Below are 24,235 nucleotides of genomic sequence, written 5' to 3'. Positions count from 1 at the left end.
TTAAGAACTGACGCGGGTCGCGGGCGCGACGCGGAGGAGGGAATGGAGCGCAAGAAGGTTCTCGACGATTTTTGAAGCCTCATCGCCGAGCGGCACGAAGAGCCGCAGCTTCCAGACGATGATTTCGGAAACGAGACCCTGCGCCTTCAATCGGTCGACCATCGTGTCGGAGAAGCCTACGAGTTCGAGGCGCTGCCGGTTCATCACGAGCGAACGCTTGAGGACCAGCCCCTCCGTCAGAATGAGCCCAGCGCCGTCCTGCATGACCGCGGCGATGGCGGCGGCTGGCGCGAGCGCTGGGGCGCCGGCGCCTGTCGCCTCGAGGAGCACGGCGGCGCTTGCCGGCGAGACGAGCCGGCCGATGACGCGTTCGCCCTGATCGGTCTGCAGGCGATAGACTCGCGCGGCCTCATCGGGGAGCCGGTTCCAGACCGGCAGCAATAGGCCGGTGACGATATGAAACGTGCTTTCGGTCAGGTCGGGGAGGGAGGCGACCTCGCTCTCCCACGCCCGCTGAAATTCTTGCCGGTTCGCATCGCGCCAATGCGAGCGCTCCAAGGTTTCGACCGTGATCACATCGACATGGGCGGGCCGCAGCAGACGAACGCGCGGCAGAACCGAGCCGTCGTCCTGCATCAATGCTGTTGCTGGCAATTTGACCGCCGCGCGGCCCGACTGGTCGTTGACCATCAGTCCCGATTTTTGTGAAGCCGTCGCATGGTCGAACGCCGCGTCAAGCGTTGTGATCCGCGTCTTGTCCTTGCGCAGGATGGTCAGCAGCTGCGTTTCCGCCCCGCTCCCGCCATGCACGGCGATCGTCTGGCGATGGGTGACGATGAGACTTTCGGCCATCAGCGTTTCGACGCCGACATCGAAGACGCCGGCCTCGATCGCCGCCTCGATTTGCGCCGCCATCAGCCCCTCGAACACGTCGAAGAGAAGATTCTGCAACGCGATCGGCAGTGCGAGGATGCGGTTGAGGAAGGTCGAAATCGGCGGCAGCTCCTCCTTGAGGCTGCCGTCCTGATCGGTGAGATCGAGGCCGGTCGCTTCCGTAAAGCGCGTCAGCGAGCAGCCTTCGACCTTGCCGGCGAAGACGAGCTGATACAGCCGGCGCAACGCCGCGCGCCCATAGGGGGATTCGAGATTGTCCTCCGGCCGGAACAGGCCCTGACCGCCTGTCTGGCGCTGGCCGCGCGTGATGGCGCCGAGCGTGTCGAGCCGACGGGCGATCGTCGAGAGAAAGCGCCTTTCTCCCTTCACATCGGTCGCGACCGGCCGGAACAGAGGCGGCTGCGCCTGATTGGTGCGGTTGGTGCGCCCGAGGCCCTGAATGGCGTTATCCGCCTTCCAGCCGGGTTCGAGGAGATAGTGGACGCGCAGGCGCTGGTTCCTGGCGCTGCGCTCGGCGTGATAGGAGCGCCCCGTGCCGCCGGCGTCGGAAAAGACGAGGATGCGCTTCTCGTCATCCATGAAGGCCTGCGTCTCGCCCAAATTGGCGGAGGCTGGCCGGTTCTCGACGCAAAGCCGATCCGAGCAATCGGCGTTGGTCTTGCGGACGATCCGCCGCGAGCGGCCGGTGACCTCGGCCACCATCTCGGTTCCAAAGCGCTGCACAATCTGGTCGAGCGCCCCCTGCACGGCGGGCAGGGCGGCGAGATACTCGATCAGCCGATCCCGTCGTTCCATCGCCTCGCGCGACTGGACGGGATTGCCGTGCTCGTCCACGACTGGCCGCGAGTGAAGATCGCCATTCTCGTCGGAATAGACCTCGAAGAGCTGTGTCGGGAAGGAATGGGCGAGATAATCGAGGACATATTCGCGCGGGGTGATGTCGCAGGAAAGATCGCCCCATTCGGATGAGGGGATTTCCGCAAGGCGGCGCTCCATCAAGGCTTCGCTGGTCGAGACGATCTGGATGACGGCGGCATGGCCGGCCTCCAAATCGCGCTCGATCGACGCGATGAGGCTTGGGACCTTCATCGCCGTGATCAGATGATTGAAAAAGCGCTGCTTGTTGGATTCGAAGGCCGAACGCGCCGCGCTCTTGGCGTTACGATTATAGGCTTTGCCGCCTTCCCCGGTGATATTCGCCGCCTCGAGCGCCGCGGTCAGATTATTGTGAATGATCTCGAAGGCGCCGGCATAGGAATCATAGATGCGGATCTGCTCCGCCGAGAGCGGATGCTCCAGCATCTCGACCTCGACTCCGGCATAGGAGAGGGCGCGCGACGCATAGAGGCCGAGGCTCTTTAGATCGCGCGCCAGCACTTCCATGGCGGCAATGCCGCCCGCCTCCATCGCCGCGACAAAATCGGCGCGCGTCGCGAAGGGCATGTCGGTCGAGCCCCAGAGCCCCAAACGCGTCGCATAAGCGAGATTGGCGACCGTCGTGGCTCCAGTCGCCGAGACATAGAGAACGCGGGCCCCGGGCAGGGCGTTCTGTAACCGCAGGCCCGCGCGTCCCTGCTGCGAGGCGGTCTTCTCGCCGCGCTCGCCCTTGTCGCCGGCGGCGTTGGCGAGGGCATGCGCCTCGTCGAAGACGATGACGCCGTCGAAATCGGCTCCAAGCCAGTCGATGATCTGCGACAGGCGCGATCGCTTAAGCGCGCCGTCCCGGCCCTGCCGCTCATCCGAGCGCAGGGTCGCATAGGTCGTAAAGAGAACGCCCTCAGACAGTTTGATCGGCGCGCCCTGCTTGAAGCGGGACTGCGGGACGATCAGCAATTTCTCCTGGCCCAGCGCCGACCAGTCGCGCTGGGCGTCTTCCAGCAGCTTGTCGGATTTCGAGATCCACAGCGCTTTGCGACGGCCTTTGAGCCAATTGTCGAGAATGACGCCCGCGACCTGACGTCCCTTACCGGCGCCGGTGCCATCACCGAGATAATAGCCGCGGCGAAAGCGGACCGCCTTCTCCACGTCGTCGGGCGCGGCGGAGACCGCATCGAAGCTTTCATTGACGAGAAAGGCGCCGGCGAGAAGGGCGCTATGGGTTTCGCCGGCATAAATGACGCTCTCAAGCTGCGCGTCCGATAAAAGACCAGACTCGATCACGCTCTTTGGCAGATGCGGCCGATACCTGGGCTTTGGGGGCGCGACCGACGCCATGGCGGCGGATTGTACGAGCGTCGTCGGATGCGGTTTCGCGCCGTCAATTGCGATCGATTGCACGGCATAGGGCTCATAGAGCCCGGCGCTGAGCGCGCCGCCCTCGGGCGCTTTCCAGTCGCGAACCGCATAGGCGACTTCGACGATCTCTGAAGGCGCGCGCGGGGCAGGGGTCAGAACGCGCGCGTTTGGACGCGCAGACTCCGGGAAGGCAGGACGCGGCGCGGCGCGGCGTGTTGCAATGATCGGCGTGAAAGGCTTCGCGGTCGAACCGACGCTGGCCTTATCCGCCGCCTCACCATTGCCAACCGCGGTAGCAAGAGATGCGCGCGGCGGAATCTCGCTTTGCACCAGCGCGAGCAAGTCCGAAACATCGGCGACCGGACCGAAGCCAGAGACAAATTGCTTGGGGGTTTCCGCCGGTATTTTGTCGAAGACCGTCAGCCGGCTTTCGACGCTCGTCCCATGGCGCGCGAAAAATCCGCGCGCGAGCGATGCCGTGAACACGAGCCGGCCCTGTTCCTGCAAGCGCTGGAAACTTCCCCGCCAGCTGTTCGCGGTCGGGGCAAAACTCTCGCCCGTGATGGCGACAAGCCGTCCGCCGGCGCGAAGTCGCGCGAGAGCCGCGCGAACATGGTCGAAAGTTGCCGCGGCATGCCGCCCCTCGATCAAGGGCGACGAGGAGAAAGGCGGGTTCATCAGCACGACGGTTGGAACATGATCGGCGTCGAGACGATCGTGCAGCTGCGCGCCGTCTATGCGGCTGAGCGGCGCTTGGGGAAATAGAAGTTTCAGGAGATCGGCGCGCGTCTTGCCCCATTCATTGAGGATGAGTTTCGCGCCGGCGCGCTCGGCAAAGATCGCGAGCATCCCCATGCCCGCGGAAGGCTCAAGCACGGTGTCGCCCGGAGCGATTCCCGCCGCGACGCTCACGACATAGGCCAATTCCAGCGGCGTCGAGAATTGCTGCAGCGCCTGGCTTTCTTCCGAGCGCCGCGTCTGGCTCGGCAGCAGCGCGCCGATCTTTGAGAGCATCGCGAGAATGCGCGCCGGATCATTCGCCGCGCGCGCAACCATTGCCGGCCCGTAGCGGCGCAAAAATAAAACCTGCGCCGCCTCGACCGCCTCATAAGCGTCCTTCCAGCTCCAGGCGCCTTGCGCATCGCTCGCGCCAAGAGCGTTTTCCATCGCCGCGCGCAGGACAGGGGCGTCGATGAGGCGTCCCTTGGCAAGATGCGCGACGAGCGTTTGCGCCGCCATGATCAGCGCATGCGCCTTGTCGGTCGATATGAAGGAAAGTTCGGATTGTTCGCGGGGTGTTTCAGCAACGGCAAGGATTGGGCTCATCGATTGTCTCCGGGATTGACAAGCCCGGGATGCTCTCTCTTTGCTCCTCCCGGGCTCGCCCTCCCGGCCAAGCCCTCTGCCTCTTCTCTCCGCCCGCCGCAGCGCCGCCGATCAGCGCAGTGATGGCGCCGCCGACAATCCGTCAGGGCGACGACGCCGATTTTTATGATGACCTACTGATCGCCCCCCGCCGGGAATCGGCTTTCGCGACAGCGGGCGCGCCAGGCGATCGCATAAGGCCGATCCGTTGGCGTCAACAGATCCAGAATGTCCTCGGGACAGTCGCTTTCTTAGGGACCCATAGCCTCGGTCATATCCTTGTAGCCGAACAGGAATCCTTCCGGGTCGCGCGGGTTGTAGTACGTGAGGCAGACGAGCGCGAAGACCACGCGCGCGCCGTCGCTGCGCTGCTGCTCGACGGCGGCGTAATAGGTTTCGCCAAGAAGGATCGAGCGCAGGACCTTCGATCGGCCTTCCGGCATTCTCGAAGGTCAACTGCGCGTCGAGATAGTCGCGTGGTCCTGAATAACCACCGAGTGATTGCATATAGAGCCAGCCCATGGCGGCGCCTTTCAAAAAATGAGGGAAGATGCGTGCGTCAGCGGCGCGCGCGACGGTGTCGGGAGACAGAATTTTTGGGCGAGCGAATACAGCGCGTCTTCGATCAGACGTGACGAAAGGTCAGCGTCGACGCGGCAGATGCGGCGAAAGGCGGGACAGCGCGCCATCCCGCCTCGACATCATTCCGCGGCCGTGGCGCGCGGCTCCTCTTCCTCGGCGTCGAGCAAAGCCGCGTCGTCGTCATCGCCCAGGAAATCCGGCAAGGCGTCGCTCTCTTGCTTTTGGACGATTGCCGCGTCAGCATCATCCATTGTCGAGCCGCGAAGCGGCTCGGGCAACCAGCCGGTTCCCTGGAGCAGACGCTGGGCCTCGACCGCCATGTCGGATTTTTTCAGATGATCAATCATCTGCGCCGTCGCTTCGCCCTTCGCTTCGCGCACCGCCGCCAGAATCCGCGCCTTGGTAACCTTGCCGAAATAGCTCTCAACCGTCGGCGTCCAATGCGCGCTCATATCGAGCCCGACATGTTCGGCCAGTCGATCGGCGTGATCCAGCGCCTTTGAGCGGCGTTCGTGTGGAAGCTGCAGCGCGTTGACGCTCTGGCCGACACAAAAGGCGAAGAGACCTGCCGTCGAGTCGCGATCCGCTTTGACCAGCCAGTCCCAGAGATCTTCCGATTTCTTCGGCAGGCGCAATTGCCAATGGCCCTGCGCCTCATCATTCGCCCGCGCATTGGTGAGATCGGCGAGGCCGGACGCATAGGCGCCGAGCGGCGCGGATTTGAAGTCGATCTCCACGCAGCCGTCGAAGCGGCCGGAAGCGTAAAAACTCTTCAACGTCAGCGCGTGGGTCGCCGCGAGAAACGCCGCGTCTAGATCATTGGCGAGCGCGACGCGCAGCGCGAGCGTGCGGTGGGCGGTAAGTTCGCTCATCAATCGGTCGGAGAGTTTTGACGAGACTTCCGTCTCGTCCTTGTCGGGCGTGGGTTCCTCGGGGTTTCGAACTGCGCCGTCGCCCGCAGGCTTTGGGGCGACCACAGATCCCGTGGGCTCGCCAGCGGCCGGCGCGCCGGCGGGCTCCTCATCCTCGGGGCGGACAAAGCCGCGCTCGACCTTCAGGGCGCCATCATAGTCGATGCTGACAAATATTCCGGCGCGCGAAATTTCTGTCGGATCGTAGATCGCGGGTCGCTCGTCAACCGCCGCCATCTCCTTTTCAAGTTCCGCGAGCCTACGGTCGACTTCCTCGGGAAGATCGTCCGCGCCTTCGTGCTCGTCCGACAAAGCGTCATATTCGGCGAGCGCGGCGTCGTAACGCGCCTGCTGTTCTTCCGAGACAGGCGCGTAGCTCGCCGGGCTCCGTCGCAACCCATTCGTGTGACCATAGGGAAAATCGATCGCGATCTGCGACCATTTCCAGCCTTCGGCGCGCAGCGTGTCGGCGGCTTCCGCGAGCTTCTCCCGCGCCAGTCGGTCGAGCAGCGCCACATCCTGCAGCCAGCCGCCATGATCCTGCTGGAAGAGATCGCGAAGGACGACCCCACCCGCCGCCTCATAGGCTTCAACGCCGACGAAGACCGCGCGCTTGTCCCCCGCCTTCACCGCGCCTTCGGTCAGCAGTCGTCGGATCGTGTAGGGCTCCTTGTTGTAGGAACGGCTCAGAGACTCCCACACTTCCTCCTGCCGCGCATGGTCGTCGGTGACGCAAAAGGCCATGAGCTGCTCGAGGCTCAATTCCTCGGCGACGTAAAGGTCGAGCAGTTTCTGGCTCGCCGCCGCGAGTTTCAGTCTCTGTCGCACCACCGGCGCGCCGACGAAAAACCGCGCGGCGATCTCGTCAATCGTGACGCCCTGATCCTGCAGATTCTTGAACGCCCGAAACTGATCGAGCGGATGCAACGCCTCGCGCATCGTATTCTCGGCGAGAGAATCCTCTTCCTCGATCCCGCCGGTCTTCACGATGCAGGGGACGGCTGCGTTTTTCGCGAGGCGCTTCTGCTTGACGAGCAGTTTGAGGGCGGCAAGGCGTCGCCCGCCCGCGCTGACCGCGAATTGACCCTTTTCGGCGCCCTGGTCGTCCACGATCGGCCGAACGCTCAAGGACTGCAACAATCCCCGCCTTGCGATATCCTCGGCCAGATCCTCGACACTCACCCCCGCCTTGATGCGCCGCACATTCGCGTCCGACGCCACAAGCTTGTCGAGCGCGATATCCCGCGCCGCCGTCAAAACAATCTTCGACATGTCCCTGAACTCCGCGACGGATGGGCGAGAGCCTCTCTCTCACCCTCTGCTCCGTCGAAAAGCCCAAAGGGCTCTCTCGCTCTCAGGTGCCGCCCCCCAGCCGCCGCAACCGGGCACGTTCCGCACCTCGGCGCCGGCGCGCGCGTAAGCCTCGGCGACCGCGGCGAGTGGCGCATAGGACAGCGCGCGCCAGGGCGACGGATCGGCCGGCTTGCCGATCGCGATCATCGGACCGCGAATCGCGAGGTCCGCGACCTTTCCGAAATCGATCATGCGGCTATCGATCACGGGCAAGCCCGCCGCGATCGCAGCGGCTTTGACCGGCGCGCAGTCAGAGCCGCTCAGCCAGCCGCTCCCGAAATGCAATGAAAAGCCGCCTCTTCCGATACTGAGATGCCCACCTTCAGTGGCGAGGGCCTTGTCGATCGTCTCGACGTAACTGTCGGTCATGCGCGAAACCTCCACGACGGGCGCGCGGGAGCCTCTCTCTCGCTTTCCATGCGGTCGTGAAACGTGCTCACCGCTCTCGCTCTTCGCAAAAACAGCAGCGAAAAGCCCCGCCCACGACTTGGGGCGGCCGTCTCGCACGCCTTGGTCGCTTGACGAGCCATAGCCTTGCTTTGGGTGCGCCGCGGCGAGAAGCGCAAGCGGGGCCAAGTCTAATAAACTGGCAAACATTCCCGAATTGCCCTTGGCAGCCGCACGGGAATCTATGACAGTGCTGCGGCGGTGTCGTGAGTTTTCCGGGGCAAAATGATCGGCGGCGGGCCAAAGCGGTCGCGTAAGGCGGGGGGTACGGCTGAGGCGGATCGACGACGACGGCTCATGGTCGTCACGATCGCTGATCGGCTTGAGTCGCCCTATCTCGCAAACCTTGCGAATCGACTGATCGCTGAACAGGCGAAGAGCGGCTTGTCGAAGCCGGAATTCGCCGAATTCGTCGGCATGTCCGGTTCGCAATTTCGCTATGTGCGGCGCCAGCTCGGCAACCCTTCTATCACGATGTTGGCAGAAGTCTCGAAAAAGCTTCGCGTCCCGCTCTACGAGTTGCTCGAAGCCAAGCCGGCTCGCGACCGTAAGAATCCGTCCGCACTAAAAATGATCGAGACGATCGGCGCCGTCGTGAATGAGTCCTTTCGCAAGAGCGCCCTGACCAAACAGGAATTCGCAAAGTTTCTGAACGTATCCCTGCCGCAGCTCTATCTTATCACCGACGGCGTATCGAACCCGTCCCTGCTCGTGCTCGTGGAACTCGCGGAACGATTGGATATCAGCTTGTGGGAATTGCTCGGCGTCGAGTCGCCACGCAAAGCGGCGAGAGGCGCCAAACGCGCGGCGACCCCGAAAACTTCGCGAGCTGCGCGGCTTCCATCTCAACGAGAAGCGTGAGGAAAGAGCGCAGAGGGACCATTTCCTCGTTATTCGTTACCTGAGGAAGGCAACAATATGACGCTTAGCCGAAGTTCGGAACGTCCGGTATTGGGCATTTCGCCGGCTTGGCTTGTCCAGCGAGGATCGGGCCGAATGCAGAATGGCAGGTTTGGGAAGCTTGAACCACTTGGAGTCGTGAGCCGTGCGACCTCAGCATGTGCCGATTCATGCAAGATACAGCTACAGTTTCAAACCAGCGTTCGACCGCGTGATTGCTCGTTGCGAAATCCAATTAAGGAGCATCGGCGATCTCCCTTGCGTTTCCCAGGAGTCCCCGAGGGTGGCAACTGATGCCGTCCTCATCAGCCTTGACCCGACATAGCTCCGAAGCTATATACATTAAATATCAGACTTTACGACGCCCGTGAGGCGGAGTTTCTGGCTGTGGAGCATCGGAGTCAGACCGAACTACTCGCCATTGCGAAGCTGTTCGCCGAATTCGGTCTGCAGCTCGGTCGCCCATCGTCGACACGCTCAAAGGCTCGAAACAGGCCAAGAGAAAGGAGATGCATTCTCTGCTGCAGACGATGAATGTCGTGCAGCCTTCGCGTGCGATCCTGAGAGGAGCACGATCGAGGTCGCGACAAGTCGGCCAGTAGCCAGAGGCGCTTCTACAAGCAGCTTATCGCCAAGGCGGGCAGCTGGTTTTCCGACCATCTGGAAAACCTTAAATCCGTAAAGAAGAGGACGATCCTGTGGGACGGAGCATCGATCAGGTCATAGCTTCCCTGCCCCGCGACCAGCAGGAGCAGATCGAAGCGCGCTATGACGAACTCCGGCAGGAGGTCGAAGGACTCCGCGGGCTGCGCCAGATCGCGGGCAAGGCCCAGGAAGATGTCGCGACCGCCCTGAACATCAAACAACCCTCCGTCTCCAAGATCGAAAACCAGGCGGATATGTATCTCTCGACGCTACGCAGCTATGTCGAAGCGATCGGTGGCAAACTCGAACTGACGGTGAAGCTGCCGGCCCGGCCGCCCGTACGGATCGAACATCTCGGCGTCCTAACTCAGCCGGCAGCGAAGCCAGCAGCAAGGCGAGCTGGTTCTCGGCGGAGGCTTGCTTGACGCCCGAGACAATCACTCGACTTCTGGCCTCAATGAACGCCGGCCGCCTTTTGGTGGTCTGCGGCGCCGGGCTGTCGATGGCGCCGCCCAGCAGCCTGCCGTCTGCCCGAACTGTCGCCGAGCGCTGCTTCGACAAATATCGTCTTGAATCAGACCCGAACTGCGAGCTTGCTCTACGGGAGAATCTTGAGGCTCTCACCGAGCACTTCGCGGGCCTCAATACCCTGCAATCGGTCTTCATCGAACATCTGGTGCCCTGGCCCGCCTTCGTGCGGCCTTCGAACACCGGGCATGCCGCAATAGCCGATTTTCTCATCATTCGCGCCGCCGTTGCCGGCATATCGAGCAACTACGACACGCTTATTGAGCGGCGGGCATGGGACTACGGCGCGGACTTCCGCGGTTCACTCGACGGCGACGAGGCTACCGCCGATGCAGTCCGTCAGGCGCCCCTGCTGAAATTCCACGGCTGCTCCCATCGCGACCGGCCGTCCACAGTCTGGGCACCTTCGCAGATCGACGATCCGATAATATCGGCTCGCATCGCTCGAAGCAAAGTATGGATGGCCGCCAACCTTCGGCAGAAGGACCTGCTCGTCGTCGGCTTCTGGTCGGACTGGGAATACCTCAACGCTGTGATCGGCGAAGCGCTGATTGACATGCAGCCGCTGTCTGTAACGGTGGTCGATCTTTCGCCGCCGAATGCGCTCGAGCAGAAGGCTCCGCAGCTCTGGGAGATAGCGCACGCGCAGAACGTGACGTTCGAGCATGTCCAAGAGTCTGGGGCCGTGGCGCTCGACGAGCTTCGTCGCGCGTTCTCATCGAACTACCTTCGTCAGGTCCTGGACGCCGGGCGGGCTGCCTTCGAGCGCGCCACCGGAGTTCAATGCGACCCGGCTTGGCTAGACGTCGGAAACTTCGACAGCGAGGCCCTTTATGGTCTGAGGCGGGATGCCGAGGGTGTCTCGGCGGCGGAGCCGGCCAAGCTGCTACGCCCGGCGAATCCGGAGGCCTTGGGCTTCTTCCACTTGCTGCTCCGTCAGGCGGGAGCAGTTCAACGCGCCGACGGTTACGAGCTCAACAGCCGGACCATTCGCGTCATAAACGGGGCGCAATCCGTCCTCGGAACGCTACGCGGAAAGTTCGTCGAGCCGCCTGCTGCGATGCAGTCCGACATTGTTGTCGCGGTAGGCGCAACCGACCTGGGAGTCCCCGACAACGTCGTCCGGAGCGGGCGCGCAGGCGATGTCATTCGTCCAGACCCGACGGGCAAGTGGTTCGATCTCCCTGCGGCAAGAGCGGTGTTGGGCATCTGATGGACATCTTGACGCAAGCAGAAATCCTCCTTCGGGACGCCCATTACGAAACCTGGACGTGGACTGGCTCGGCCGGCCCGGTGACCTGTTTGGAAAGCGCGGCGCTGATGGGATTCGTCCACGTCTTCGACACCGCAGATGCGCTCCTCACCACCTGGAAGGAGAACCAGCAGGTCGCGCTCGCTCGGCACGCCGCTTCGTTGCGCGGTGCCGGAGCGAAGGCGTGGAACGTCTACTCGGTTTTTCTGACCCCGGATCAGGATGCGCGTCGAGGGCGCGAGATCGAGCGTATCGAAGAGGATTTTTCTTTGACCCGAAAGATCGCCCGGGCCTCGATTACCACAGCCGATGACGTTGAGAAGGCGCTTCTACCTCTGCTGTCCATGCGCTCGAAGCCGCTGCTCGGCGCGTCCAACTTCGAAACGAGATTGCGTACCAGGCTGAAGGACATTCCTGCCGATGCCGTTACCGCGTTCCTCAACGAAACCACGCCGGCGGAGGTCGCTCGCATTTTGGGAGCGACATCATGAGGCTCGATTTCATCGAAGTATGCGGCTTTCGTGGCTTCAGGGATCTCGTCCGGATCAACTTCGGACGGGGCTTCACCGTCATCACCGGCCGGAACGGCGTGGGCAAGAGCACCCTGTGCGATGCGGTCGAGTTCGCGATCACGGGCTCCATCGACAAATACGCCGTCGAGAAGGCGGCGAAGGAAAGCCTCAGCGATTACCTCTGGTGGCGCGGTGAAGGTGTTCCCAATGCCCATTACGTCACGGCCTCTTTCGTGGACGACGACGGGAAGCCATTCACCATCACGCGGACGCGGGAATCCGGCTCCGATCGCTCATCAGAGGAGATCCACGCCGCGCTCTGCCGCGGACCCGCGCCAGACGACGCGCTCAGGCAACTCACTCGGACCTCGATAATCCGCGACGAATGGATCGCTGCGCTCAGCCTGGACCTCACCGAAACGGAGCGATTCGATCTCGTGCGCTCGGCGCTCGGCGCATTGGAAGGCTCCGAAGCGGGTAGCAGAGCCAAGGAGGTCGTGGCGTCCGCCGAAGCCGCTCACTCTAAAGACGAGGCCGCCTATGAGGCCGCCCGTTTGCGCCTCGCGGACAGGCTAACGCAGCAGTCTGAGACACAAGCCTCTTTTAGCCGATCCGGGGATGTTTCTGCCGCGCTCCAGGTAATCGCCGCCGCGGCGCCGGATGCGCAGCCCGAGCTGACGGCGCGGCTGGTAGCAGGTCGAAACGCGCTCGTGAACGGACGGGCCCGATTGGGTCGAATGGACGACGCGCTTCAACTCGGTCGCGAGGTCGCGTTGGCGCAGGCGGCCTTCAACGCCCCGGAGGCCGTTGCGAACCGGGAGGCCGCATCAGCGGCGAACGAAGCGGCGCAGCGCGAGCATCAGTCTGCGCAGCAAGCCGTCTCGGAAGCCGAACAGCGCCTCGTGCGCGAAGAAGAGATGGACGCGATCGCGGCGTCGCTGAGCCTTCTCGTCGAGCACGGTGAGCGCCTCGGGCTGCACGACGATCATTGCCCGCTATGCGCGGCCCACCGAACGTCGGACGAGTTTGCCGCCGGTCTGGCCGCTGCACGGCGACGGATTACATCACTGGCGTCGGGCGTTCAGGCCGCTCGCGATGCTCTCGCCACCGCGAAAGACAATGCGCGGCAACCCAGCCTCGCGTTCCAGGCAGCAGCCGCCTCCGTTCAAATTCATGCGGACGAGCTGCGCCGCCTGCGCGTCCAGGAAGCGGCGCATGTGGATTTCTACACTCAGTGGGGGCTCGATCACCGCTTGATCCATGATCCTGACGGGCTGGAGCAGGCGATTTCTCTCGAACGAGACCGGTTGATCGACCTTGAGCGTGCGCTCCTCGTGCTGGAGGCCTCACAAGCGGTGGCGCGGATGTCGTCGATCGAAAACAACATCTCGGCGCTGCGAGTTGAAATCGAGAAGCTGGCGCAGGCGGTCAGCCAGTCACAAAATGCCGTCACCGCAGCCCGCGAAATCGAACGCTCTGTCAAGCGCGTGAGCGCTGAGATCATCGACGAGCGGCTCGCTCAGATCAGTCCTCTGCTCAACGAACTCTATCAACGCCTGCGACCGCACGCCAACTGGCGAACGATCGACTACAGCATCCGCGGCGACGTCCGGCGTTTCCTCAGCCTCAAGGTGGGAGACGGCCTGAACCCGCAATTCGTCTTCAGCAGCGGCCAGCGCCGCGCAGCAGGTCTGGCCTTCCTTCTCTCGGTCCATCTTGCGCGGGCGTGGACACCACTCAGGTCCCTTCTGCTCGACGACCCCGTTCAGCACATCGATGATTTCAGGGCTCTTCACCTAGTCGAAGTGCTCGCCGCTCTCCGCTTGGACGGGCGCCAGATAATCTGCGCGGTCGAAGACCCCGCGCTGGCCGATCTGCTATGCCGGCGCTTGGTGAGCACCTCGACGGAGGGAGGCCGGCGTCTCGACATCGAACTTGGACTGCTCGGCACCACAAGCGTAGTCATCGACCAGGATATTCATCCGATGCCGGTCGGCGTTCTACGTGGTGTCGCCACCGCATGATGACCGAGACCGCGCAAATCGAACTTCCGGCGCCGCGCAAACGTCGAGCGCACGGCCCCTGGAGCGATCTGGCGCTCCACACGATCGGCTGGCGCGCGTTTCAGGATCTCTGCTCGCAGGTATGCGAGGTCATACTCGGCCAACCCGTGGAGATCTTCCGTGAAGCCCAGGACGGCGGCCAGGACGCGGTCTTCCTCATCCCCTCTGTAACAGACGCACCGCCCATTGGCACGGTCCAGTGCAAGCATACGTCCGATGCCATGAGGGCATTGAAGCTCAGCGATCTCACCACCGAGCTTGAGAATGTCGAGGAGCTGGTCAAAGCCGGTCAGGCTGACACCTACGCCTTCATGACGAACATGAGCGTAGATGCGCCTGTCGCGGCGGCGATGCGTGACAGGCTTCGGGCGCTCGGCGTGCGTAAGCCGCACATTCTCGGTCGCCAGTATATCGTCCGGGTCATCAGAACCAGCGCGCGCCTACGGGCTCTCGTTCCGCAGGTCTACGGCCTGGGGGACCTCACCTCAATCGTGGATGAGCGGCTAAGCGAGCAGAGTCGGGCGCTGCTTGACAGCTGGATTCCAAAGCTTCGCACGTATGTGCCGACAAAAGCCCATCGCGACGCCGTCAACGCCATTTCCAACCATGGCGTAGTGCTGCTGTTGGGCAATCCCTCAAGCGGCAAATCAGCGATCGGCGCGATCGTCTCGACAATCGCTTCTGAAAATCCGGATAACACCGTTCTCGCTTTGACCAGTCCCCGCGACTTCGAGGCCGGGTGGAATCCCAACGATCCGGGTCGCTTCTTCTGGATCGACGACGCCTTCGGCTCGAATGTGCTACGCGACGACTATGTACAGGACTGGGCGTCGGCATTCTCCAAGCTCCGGGCCGCAATCAAGCACGGCAACCGCTTTCTCCTAACCTCCCGCAAGCATATCTATGAAGCGGCGCGGCGTCGCCTCGGACAGCGCAACCTTGCCCAATTCGCTGATGGCAGCGCCGTAGTCGATGTCGGCGAACTGACGTTCGAAGAGAAGGCGCAGATTCTCTATAACCATGTGAATTTCGGCGAGCAGAGCCAGAGCTGGCGATCAAGTGTCAAGCCACACCTGGCCGCCGTCGCCGCCGTTCGTGACTTTCTTCCTGGGATTGCCGAACGCCTTGGTGACTCGAACTTCACCAAGGGGCTCTCGCCCCGCGAAAGTTCGCTCGTGCGTTTCATGGAAGAGCCAACAGAGCATCTGATCGATACGGTCAACGCCTTGGATGATCAGCTGCAAGCCGCGCTCATCCTGGTTTACGTCCATCAAGCCGGCTTCAATCCCAGGGACCATGATGTGTTGGCTGCCCAAGCGGTCGCGGAGCTGACCGGGTACACCCTGACTAAGATCCAGGATTGTTTCGCTGAGCTGAAGGGCTCGTTCCTGAAACTCTCCGGATCAAAATGGACCTTCGCCCATCCGACGATTTCCGACGCCCTGACAGAGATCCTCCGCCAGAAGCCGCATATGATGGCGGCGCTCATTCGGGGCGCGACGATCGACACCATTCTCAGCAGCTTTACGTGCGAGGGTTCGCCTCTCATTCGAGACGCGCTTGTCATCCCAACGATGCTCGACGATGCTCTGGTCGCCCGGCTCGGCCACACCCCCGATGAATGGCACCGCAATTGGATGCTATTCCACTTCCTGTCTTATCGAGCGAGCGGGCCCGTGTTCGCCAGAGCGGTCCAGCAATTTCCAAATTTACTTCGACGGTCCTGCTGGCAAACCGACCTCGCCGGCAACGATCCCCAGATCGCAGCCTACGCCAGAGCCCACCACCTCGGCATCTTACCGGACGATCTGCGCTCGGAGGCGGCCGACTCCCTGGAATCCGCCGTGCTCACGAACCTAGATGCTTCCTTCTTCGACGAACCAGAGATGCTAGCGCTTGTACCGCCGCTGAGACTGGTCGGCATGGGGCTGGCACTGCGAACAACTGTGCTGCCTTCGCTCGAAGAGCGGATCGACGAGATCGTCGCCGACGCTGATTTGGACGAGGAGCCTGATAGCCACTTCAAGAAGCTTCTTGGCGTGCTCGATCGCATTGAGGCGATCGGTGTCGACGCGGACGCCACAGCCCTGATCGACAACGCGCGCGATCAGGTGAAGCGGTCAGTCAAGGGACTGGAAGAGCGCAAGCGCGAGCAGGAGGAAGGCTCGGAAGATGAAGCGGATTGGACGCACATCGTGACGCAAAAGAAGGAAGAAGCTCCGGCTTCCACTCCGGTCGCCACGAAGCGCTCGGTGTTCGACGATGTCGACAAATAGTCGTGGAGATATCAAGCGATTGCGCTCCAACCAGTCGGACTCGCCCTTGACCAACAGCGCGGACGCAAAGCGTCCCCTACGAGGTGCCGCCGCCGCTCAAGCAGGTTTCGACTATCAGCTCGACGTCTCAATCCTCGCTGCCTTGCAACTCCTCCTTATTTCCAAGGCGGCTACGCGCCTCGTGCTCGAACCAGCGAACGATGAGGATTTGGAAGCGGATCTGGAGCCCCACGTGCCAGGACGCCTACAACCCAGTGCGACCGTCGCAGGCGGGTACAAGCTTGTCGTCCAAGTCAAAATGGACAACGGTGAGCCTTGGTCGGTCGAGGATTTCGAAGCCCTGCTCAAGCACGGCTCCGACAAAAAGGGTGGGCGCCGAAAAGCACTACATCATCTCGACGAGCCGAACACCCGCTATCTGCTCGTCACCAATGCCGATGTAAAGGGCGCAGCGCGTGGACTGCTGGTCGAAGGCTTCGAAGAGCTCTCCGACAAGGCAAGCTTTCCTCCGAGCCTGTACGCCACATTGAAAGCGTCGCCCGAAGGCCGCGTCGCGATCTGGGGCAAGCTCACCGAGAAACAGCTCGCATCCGATATCCGAGCGCTAATGTCGGACCTGCTGCATGTTCCCAAAGTCGAGCAGCAAAATCTCATCCAAAAGCTGCGTCTCGAAGCCGGGCGGCGGACCCGAGGCAGCACGCCCGGTCTATGGACGAGCGATGACCTTCTCGCAACGGTGCGGGCGCACGGCGGGTTACTGGCCAGCTCCGCCAGCCTCGAGCATTTCGTGCCCCCTGCGAACTTCGACGAGATGCTCAAGATCCTGAACGACAAGAACGCAGTTGTCATTCGGGGGCCCTCGGGCACGGGCAAGACGCAGGCGGCGCTCAAGCTGTGCGATATAGCGCGACGGCGCGATGGTGCGTTGGAGGTTGTCACTGTTGGGGCGGACGATGCGCCGACTAGCGTACGCAAGGTCGTCAACAATGGACCGACACTCTTCTATGTCGATGATCCATGGGGCCAGTTTAGCTTACGCGGAGGCAGCGAGGCATGGACCGAGCAGCTGCCACGCCTCCTCTCCAAAGCTACGCCGGATCATCAGTTCGTCATCACGTCCCGCAGCGACATGATGCAGAGCGCCAAGGTCGGCGATAGTCTCAACGCGTGGTCCATCGAGCTGGATGCAGGCCATTACCGGGACGGTCAACTCCGCGACATTCATGACAGGCGCATGGACCAGCTACCGGCCGCTTTGCAGACCAAGGCGTACGCGTTTCGCAATAAGGTGCTCGACAGGCTTGGCACGCCGCTCGAGATCGAGCTGTACTTCGCGCATATGCAAACCGGCCCCGATGTCGGCGAAGAAGAAAATGCCTTCTTTCGCCGGCTGCTTGAGCTGGCGCAGCGCGATGCGGTGGAAGGTGTTGTCCTCAGAGCCCTATCGTCGATCGACACTTGCGGCACCTCAGCCATCGTTTGGGCGCTGCTGGCGGCACGCGGTCAGTTCGACCGCAGCCGACTCCACCCTCTTCAGCGCGCGCTACGCGGGCTTGATCGCGCGCTCGGCGACGGCCTAGACCGTCTGATAGACCGCATTGTCGCGGCCCGTCATTTGCGTCAGCCGGCCCGCACCATCGCCTTTGCTCATCCCAGCGTCCGACAAGGTTTTGAAGCCTTCGCTAGAGACAACTGGGGCCAGAGCGAGTTTGCGATCGAGACTCTGATCGCCGCGCTCGTTCAGCTGCCGTCAGCGCATCGCAGTTGGGGCATGGAAACCGCAGCCCGGATTTTTGAAGTGACGCGCTCGTTCGCTCGCCGAGAGGACGTTGATCAAGCCTTCGACATTGACTCCGGCAGCCAGAAAGCGATCGATGCCTGGCTGGACGAAAGCCTCATGGATTCGGCTTCCAAGTTCGCGCCTTTGCTGGAGCTGGCGTCGGAGGTGGGCAGCGATGCGTCCATACCGAGCCGCGTCGCGCGGTGGCTGTTGAAAGGAACGCAGCGGGGGGCTTCCTTCTTCGTCCGTAACTGGCAACCGCCGGTCTTCGACAATGCCTGGTACGACAGCGTGTCCGCGAGCCCGCTCGCAGCCAAAGTCGCCGAACGATTTATTCGTGAGGAGCTTGGCTTCGACCGAGGGAATTACGGATCGGGATTCGCCAAGCGGCTCGATCGCTTCGCACCCAACCTGACCGCTGCCTATCTCGACGCCGCGCGCCAGATGGTCGGCAACGGCTTCGAGCTTAATGCCGATGCCGTGGCAGCCGGCGCCGTGCGCGACCTAAATGGATTTGAGAGCGTCGTGCAGGCTGCGCTGGATGACCTCGCGAGCATCCACCGTCAGCACGTTCAGAGCGGCCGGGAGGAGTGGCGCGCGATTGAGGATGGCGAACGGGATCATGCCGTCGAAGAGGCCGCGCAGTCGAGCCGTGAAGGCGACGGTTACACTTCCGGTGTCTTCATCGACGCCTATATCCGCCAGCTTCGCGCAGAGGGTCGCTGGCTGGTCCTCGCCAACCATCCGCGGGTCGCGGAGTTAGTCCGCGCCTGGTCGCAGGCGCTCGTGACGTCCCCCGGGCCGGTGGATGAAGACGAGCTTCGGGCTATTCTCGCGGCGGGCAAGGAGATGGATGACGAGCCAAATGTCTGGGCGGCGGTGCGAGAGCACTGGCGTGCAGCGCTGGAGCCTGCGCTTACCGCGCGCATCGGCCCTGTCCCCTCTGCGGTGCATCTGCGTGACGAGCTTGCGCTCACAGCGTTGAAAGTCGCACCAAATGCGCTGGTCGCCGCATTCCAGGTGAATGGCGAGCAGCCCGACCGGCAAGTCACGCTGCTCACTGCCATGCAGGGAGCTCGCCGGCGGCTTGGGAAAAACAGTCACGCCAAGCTGAGGCGCATCACTGGTGCACTTCCAAAGGAATTCGAGGAAATTTTCAAAGCCCTTCCCACCACGAAGCGGAAAGCTCGCCGGGTCAACGGTCCGGCGCTCGCGCTCCTGACGGGCTGTGCATCGCAACTCGATGCGGAGGTACTTGATCTCGTGGTGCCGGTCATCATCGAAAGCAGAGGCGACGCCTCGCCAGCGATTGCTCAATGGCTGACGATTGCCAGCCGCAAGGAGCATGCCGTCAGTGCGACCGAGGCGGCGATTGCAATTGGCGATACCACCCTCGTTCAAGCGGCGCTGCGGCATCAGCGCGCCGATGCGCGCCGTACGGCGCTACTTCATCTGGTGCCGACATTCCCGGATCCTTTGCCGCCAGCAATCCTCGCAATGGCATCCGATCCCGGTAGCCGCGTTCGCCGCGCTCTGGTCGCTCTGCTCGCAGAACGGCCGCATCCGGATCACCTCAAAACGCTGTTGGCTCTGATCCATGACACTTGGTCGAGCGCTGAACCATACCACGACGAGCCCGAAAGCTTTGATATCGCCCAAGAAGCCGTCGTTGCCCTTGCCGCCAACGGTACCTTATCGGATGCGATCGGCGATACGCTTGTCGATCTTGCCGATACGACGGTAGACCGAACGCTCAGCCAATACGCCCTGATCGTCGCAGCAAATTGCTGCAGCGCCGGAATCCAGCAGAAGATCTCGAACCTCGTCAACATTCCGGAAGCGCGCTGGATCCGGCTCGACGCCCTTGATGCCTTGGCCGATGCAGGTTCCGTGGACCCGAGCATTGTCGCGCGTCTGATACCCGCGTTTCTACTGAGGTCGCCGGCAATCCTTGCGGCGCCAGCCGCTCATCTCGTCGGCGCCCATGCTCCCGCGGAAGATGCGCTTAAACTGTTTGAGCGAGTCGCCAGCTCGAACAAGCGACGCGCTCTGCTGCTCGTCGGGGCTAACGCCATGGCCAGGCGCGACAGCACGACTGCCGAGCGAATTCTCGATCTACTGGAACCCGGTCATCCGGGGCGTCAATTGTTCACAGCGGCCGGACCCCTTCCAGCGTCCATTCTGGGCGATCTTGGCAGCGTTCAAGTGCGAGAGGCTGTCCGAAAGCGGCTAGGGGATCGACTCGCCCACTCTTGATTCCAATTATTGTAAGGTCTGATTTTGAGCGGTCCACTCGAAGCGTTTGACGACCGGTGTGGGGTTCGGAGCCGAACTCCCGCTAGCGGGCGACGAGCTAATTTCTGCTCTTGGCGCCAAGCAGCCGCTCATTCCTCAATGATGCGTTGCAAGGCTTTGCCCCGATCCGCTGCGACGGTCTTGTAAAGCTTGTCGAAGTCCTGACCCTCCGCAACGCAATGGAGGATTCGAACCGTAATTTCAGGATGCGCGGCGCGCAGTTCACGTGCGGCCTTGAGGCCGGGCGCATCGTTGTCGGCATAAATCGTGAGCCTCGTCACGTCGTTGGGCCAATTGACGACGCCGAAACGGTCGGCGCCAAGCGTCGCCCATACAGGCTCGCCGAATAGCAACTGCGCGGCCCATGCCTTCTCGAAACCCTCGGCGATCCCAAGCGAGGGAGTGGCCTGTGCGAGGCGGAGCATAGACGCGCCAAGCGGGCCGATTGTGCGCCGGGGAAATTCGACATCGGCTTTACGACGGCCGCCCGGATGCAAAAATGTGAGTTGAACGCCGACGATCTCGCGTGTCGGCGCTTGGGCGGCAGCGATCAGGCAGGGCAGGGCGCTTCGCGGCCGGCGCCGATCGTAGCGATACGACGGCAGGAAGCGAATTGACGCCGGCGGCCTGGTCGGCAACCCGCGCTCGCGCAGGAAGCGTTCTCCGATCGTGCCCGGAACACTGAGCGCCGATCGCCAGAGACGACGCGCATACCCGCTGGTCGTTTTCGGCGTGCTCCGCTCATTGAGCGCGGGCCGATCGACGATTCTTCTGCGCGTATTGGGACAGAGCCCGTTAATGGCGGCAAATACATCGCGCGGATCGCAACCGGCGAAGCAATGCAGGATCACGCCCTTGTCGCCGTCATTGACGCTGAGCGAGGGACGCTTGTCGCCCCGCTGCTTGCCATGGGTCTTTACCGGGCAATGGCAGAGATAGCCGCGCCCCTCGGGTCGTCCTCCAAGGATTTGAGCGACGGCGTGAGCACTCCCAAGCATGGCTATTGCGGTCGGGCCGTGCGCGCCGCGTTCATCAGAATCGTGGACGGGTGCGGCAGATCGGACGCTGACCATAAGCCGCGCTTCGCTCTGGAGGCCTCACGCTCGGCGACGGCGTATTCAAATTTCGTCGGCTTACCAGCGGTGTCGGTCGCCGCGAAGGCAAAGCCCTGTGTGATTAGCACGGTGCCGAGGTCGAGTGTGTTGTTCCCAATATGGGCGGCGCAAACCGCGAAAATCATGGGCGGCTCGGCGGCCTGTGCAATCGCGGTACATCGGGGCTTCGCGTCGCGAACAAGCGCAGCGAGATAGGCGACCGACGCCTCCCCGCAATCGGTTAGTTTCTGCGCAGCATTTGTGAAAAACGTCCCGCGAATACAGCTCTGAACGCCATAGAGCCGAAAGGTCTGACCGTTGGCAGACCAGGTGTCGCCGGTCTGGAATGTGACGCCGGATTGCGGGAAGTTAAACACCGGCAGCGCAGCCGCCGTTTGCGTCTGTGCGCCGCCGAGCGCGGGGAGCACCGTCGATGCGACGACGAGGGTGAGTCGCAATATGGCGCGCATGATTTTCATCAGGCTAGATCTGGCGGAAGTTGCACAGGCGCGTTGCCCGGCGTAGGAGGAATGACGCCATTCGGCGTCGTGCCGCTGCCGGGGCACTCAGTGCCGCCATTGTTGCCGCCATTGCCCGGCTTACAGCTGGCAGCTGCCTGGTTGATCTTGTTCTGGATCGCGCCGCCCCAGGAGCATATCGAGTGGTTATTTCCGTCGAGGTTGGCAGAACCGTTCGCGAGGGTCGGATTTGTTGCCCGCACGCCGCCATTGCCTGCGGTTGGGCAGGCCCCGCCGTGTGACTGCATGAAGGCGATGTCGTTTTTGCAGATCAGCTGACCGAACTGAAAGCAGGCCATCAACATACCCGATGTGACGGGCGCTCCGGCGATATTTCGATTGTTGGCGAGCGTCGCGTAGCCGCCGCGTGTATTGGAGTTACCGACCTGCTGCGCCCAGGTGCACACCTGCTGTTGCATCGGAAGACGCAGATACTCATCGGCCGTCATGCCTTGCGGAAGATTCCCGCGTGTAAGCTGGAGAATACCGAAGTTATTGCCGTTCGACTCGCAAGTGTTGCCCCCAGACTCGGCCATCGCCGCGCCGCCAAAATTGCACGCGTTGCTTTTCAGCATGTCACTGGCGCTGTCGCAGTTTTGGATTGCAGTGGCGACGTCGGACGCGGAATAATGCTGATTGGTGCAGCCCGCCGCGAAAAACGCCTCGACCGGCGAGCCGCCCGCCGTGGTAAGCAACGCTGCGATTGTGAATGAGTGGCGTCGCATTTCGGGCCTCTTGCGGGAAACGGCTATGGGAGATTGACGCGAACGGAAAGCGCGGTCTTCTGACCGGCGGAAACGTCGGTGAAAGAAATTGCGCGCGACACCGGGTCGAACGACGCGATGGTCATGTATTGCGAATTTGCATTGGATGACGCGTCGTAGCCGGCATTGCCGCGTACCGACGAAATCGGCAGCGTCGTATCGGCGACAACCTGCACCTTTCCACCGACAACTTCGGCTACGCGGACCGGGCAAATCAAGGCGTTCTCAGCCGCGGAGCTCGATTCGCAACCGTCATTGATCGCAGATACGACATAGGAGCGACCGTTTCCCGCGAAAGTCGCCGTCCAGACTTGCGCGATCGATTTTAGGTGAGCGCTCGGAGCCGCCCGCTGCAGGGCGCTGCGGCTCGCTTGAAGCTGCGGCAGCTTGTCGGCCCAAATGGCGCTTTGCAAGTCGCCGGCGCCGACAAGCGAAAATTCCTGAGCGATAAGGCGATGTGATTCGGCTTGCGCGGCGCCGGCGGTAAGCGGGATGAGAAGCGCGATGACGGTTGCAGCGCTCATGACGACCTCCTTCACATTGCCAGGCAATGCCATGGATACGGCGCGACCGCGCGGCGGCGCCAAAGGCGCAAAGCGCCGACAGAAAATCCGAGGGTCCGCTTGCCGAGACGGATTTTGTGATTGACGCTCATAGCCGCCCGCTCGCGCTATCATCCGCATGGTCGGCCTCGATCGCGAGGGAAGGGTGATGTGCTGCATGGCGTGGCTCCTTTTCATCAGCCGCTGACGGCGCGCTACCGCACCGCATTCTCCGGGTGAAGTGGCACGGATTGAGCGCAGCGGTCGATCTCTTGATGCGACACAGTGTAGCGCAGGCGAATCGAGCGCGACGAAACATCGTAAGCGGCATAAGTGACGGTCGCGGTCGAGTCCTCAGCCGGCGCGCCAGGCGTCTTCTCGACAAAGCATGCGGCGCCGTCGATGGCGCTGTAGCTGTTGCTTTCAAACGTCGCGAGACGCGACGGGCAAACCTTGATTCGGATACCTTGTGTTGGCGACGGATACTCGTCGGTGCACAGGTAGGGCGTGCTGAGCACGCTGAAGGCGACGAGTTTCGTCTGGAAATTGATCGAGAAGTGCCACTCGCTGGCGCCGCGATTGCCAACAGCGATGCTCATATTGAGCCCACCAGGATCGATGGGCGCCGACTTCCTGTTGCTCTCATCGAGCCTGTCCTGCCAAAGCGACGCGAATGATTCGGCTTCGCCGCGCGGGAACGTAAGGTCCGAATAGGCGACGGGGCGCCAAGTTCCCGGGTCCGCCGTGTAGGTCTGCGCGATTGCAACGGCGGAGTAACAGCCAACAAGAAGGATCGCGGCGCTCTTGGCGCGCAAAAGCTCCCAACAATTCATTGCGGGCGCTTCGGCAGGACAAGGCGCAGAACCGAAATCGCCCCTTTTGCAAAGCGATACAGAACGTAGCTCAGCAAGAAAATCGGGAGAGCTTCAAGCAACGCGGCGCCATTCTTTCGCACGCGCGTTTCCGTCCCGGGAAAAAATACAGCGTTCAACAGAAATTCGATCGGAAAGAGGAACCAGCCAAAAACCTGCAAGGGCTGCTCGTCCAGCCACTGCACCACCGCCATCGCGCCGACGGTCATCACAATAGTAGCGCCTTCAATGAGGCCTAACGACCGAACGGCAGGCTCGTAATAATGGTTGTTTGGTTCGTTATTCGACATGAAACGCCCCGCCTGACTGGTTGTCGCGCGCGGTCGCGCAATCGCGCGCCGCAATGACGCGCCTCGAAAGCCTAATAGCGCACTTTTTTGGAGATTGCCATTTTATTAGATGCGCGT

17 protein-coding genes are annotated in these 24,235 nt (G+C 62.3%); 7 read left to right on the top strand and 10 right to left on the bottom strand.

Translation table 11 applies throughout. The annotated features are described in order from the left end of the window. From AC0X69_RS23095 to AC0X69_RS23080, 4 genes are all read right to left on the bottom strand, one after another. A complete protein-coding gene (locus tag AC0X69_RS23095; RefSeq protein ID WP_482614075.1) occupies positions 1-4,455 on the bottom strand; it encodes a strawberry notch-like NTP hydrolase domain-containing protein in 4,455 nt (1,484 codons plus the stop codon). Positions 4,456-4,745: 290 nt separating this feature from the next. Next, on the bottom strand, positions 4,746-4,937 hold the full coding sequence (locus tag AC0X69_RS23090) for a hypothetical protein (RefSeq protein WP_482614074.1): 192 nt from the start codon (positions 4,935-4,937) through the stop codon (positions 4,746-4,748). Positions 4,938-5,195: 258 nt separating this feature from the next. Next, positions 5,196-7,259: a ParB/RepB/Spo0J family partition protein gene (locus tag AC0X69_RS23085; protein WP_482614073.1), complete on the bottom strand. Its 2,064-nt coding sequence runs from the start codon at positions 7,257-7,259 to the stop codon at positions 5,196-5,198. A 39-nt stretch (positions 7,260-7,298) separates the two neighbouring features. Continuing rightward, positions 7,299-7,709, bottom strand: a complete 411-nt coding sequence (locus AC0X69_RS23080) for a hypothetical protein (RefSeq protein ID WP_482614072.1) — start codon at positions 7,707-7,709, stop codon at positions 7,299-7,301. A gap of 375 nt (positions 7,710-8,084) precedes the next feature. Between AC0X69_RS23080 and AC0X69_RS23075 the strand changes: the two genes are divergently transcribed. The 7 genes from AC0X69_RS23075 to AC0X69_RS23045 all read left to right on the top strand — a co-directional run bounded on the left by AC0X69_RS23075 (position 8,085) and on the right by AC0X69_RS23045 (position 19,999). Beyond that, positions 8,085-8,648 carry a helix-turn-helix domain-containing protein gene (locus AC0X69_RS23075; protein ID WP_482614071.1) on the top strand — a complete coding sequence of 188 codons (564 nt, stop codon included), beginning with the start codon at positions 8,085-8,087 and terminating at the stop codon, positions 8,646-8,648. A 737-nt stretch (positions 8,649-9,385) separates the two neighbouring features. Beyond that, a complete protein-coding gene (locus AC0X69_RS23070; RefSeq protein ID WP_109027252.1) occupies positions 9,386-9,757 on the top strand; it encodes an XRE family transcriptional regulator in 372 nt (123 codons plus the stop codon). Beyond that, complete coding sequence (locus AC0X69_RS23065) at positions 9,754-11,073, top strand: SIR2 family protein (protein WP_482614070.1); 1,320 nt, start codon at positions 9,754-9,756, stop codon at positions 11,071-11,073. The genes AC0X69_RS23070 and AC0X69_RS23065 overlap by 4 nt, the downstream gene beginning before the upstream one ends. Then, positions 11,073-11,603 carry a hypothetical protein gene (locus AC0X69_RS23060; RefSeq protein WP_482614069.1) on the top strand — a complete coding sequence of 177 codons (531 nt, stop codon included), beginning with the start codon at positions 11,073-11,075 and terminating at the stop codon, positions 11,601-11,603. Before AC0X69_RS23065 ends, AC0X69_RS23060 begins: the two co-directional genes overlap by 1 nt. Beyond that, positions 11,600-13,648 (top strand): ATP-binding protein, encoded by a 2,049-nt coding sequence (locus AC0X69_RS23055; protein ID WP_482614067.1) that lies wholly within the window; start codon positions 11,600-11,602, stop codon positions 13,646-13,648. The genes AC0X69_RS23060 and AC0X69_RS23055 overlap by 4 nt, the downstream gene beginning before the upstream one ends. Further along, positions 13,645-15,963, top strand: coding sequence for an nSTAND3 domain-containing NTPase (locus AC0X69_RS23050; protein ID WP_482614065.1), 2,319 nt, complete (start codon positions 13,645-13,647; stop codon positions 15,961-15,963). Before AC0X69_RS23055 ends, AC0X69_RS23050 begins: the two co-directional genes overlap by 4 nt. Before the next feature lie 46 nt (positions 15,964-16,009). Further along, the gene (locus tag AC0X69_RS23045) at positions 16,010-19,999 is read left to right on the top strand and encodes an nSTAND3 domain-containing NTPase (RefSeq protein WP_482614169.1); all 3,990 of its coding nucleotides are present in this window, start codon (positions 16,010-16,012) and stop codon (positions 19,997-19,999) included. A gap of 128 nt (positions 20,000-20,127) precedes the next feature. Here AC0X69_RS23045 and AC0X69_RS23040 read toward each other — a convergent pair whose 3' ends face one another. The 6 genes from AC0X69_RS23040 to AC0X69_RS23015 all read right to left on the bottom strand — a co-directional run bounded on the left by AC0X69_RS23040 (position 20,128) and on the right by AC0X69_RS23015 (position 24,118). Next, positions 20,128-21,036 (bottom strand): DUF7146 domain-containing protein, encoded by a 909-nt coding sequence (locus AC0X69_RS23040; protein ID WP_482614167.1) that lies wholly within the window; start codon positions 21,034-21,036, stop codon positions 20,128-20,130. Positions 21,037-21,038: 2 nt separating this feature from the next. Next, the gene (locus tag AC0X69_RS23035) at positions 21,039-21,611 is read right to left on the bottom strand and encodes a thermonuclease family protein (protein WP_482614166.1); all 573 of its coding nucleotides are present in this window, start codon (positions 21,609-21,611) and stop codon (positions 21,039-21,041) included. Beyond that, positions 21,611-22,375: a hypothetical protein gene (locus AC0X69_RS23030; protein ID WP_482614165.1), complete on the bottom strand. Its 765-nt coding sequence runs from the start codon at positions 22,373-22,375 to the stop codon at positions 21,611-21,613. The genes AC0X69_RS23035 and AC0X69_RS23030 overlap by 1 nt, the downstream gene beginning before the upstream one ends. 23 nt (positions 22,376-22,398) lie before the next feature. Next, the gene (locus tag AC0X69_RS23025; RefSeq protein WP_482614164.1) at positions 22,399-22,938 is read right to left on the bottom strand and encodes a hypothetical protein; all 540 of its coding nucleotides are present in this window, start codon (positions 22,936-22,938) and stop codon (positions 22,399-22,401) included. Positions 22,939-23,171: 233 nt separating this feature from the next. Then, complete coding sequence (locus AC0X69_RS23020) at positions 23,172-23,789, bottom strand: hypothetical protein (RefSeq protein ID WP_428385852.1); 618 nt, start codon at positions 23,787-23,789, stop codon at positions 23,172-23,174. Next, positions 23,786-24,118 carry a hypothetical protein gene (locus AC0X69_RS23015; RefSeq protein WP_428385853.1) on the bottom strand — a complete coding sequence of 111 codons (333 nt, stop codon included), beginning with the start codon at positions 24,116-24,118 and terminating at the stop codon, positions 23,786-23,788. Before AC0X69_RS23015 ends, AC0X69_RS23020 begins: the two co-directional genes overlap by 4 nt. Positions 24,119-24,235: the final 117 nt, after the last annotated feature.

The organism is Methylocystis sp. Uni0008 (assembly GCF_056838045.1).
This window is presented reverse-complemented; position numbering and strand designations above follow the sequence as displayed.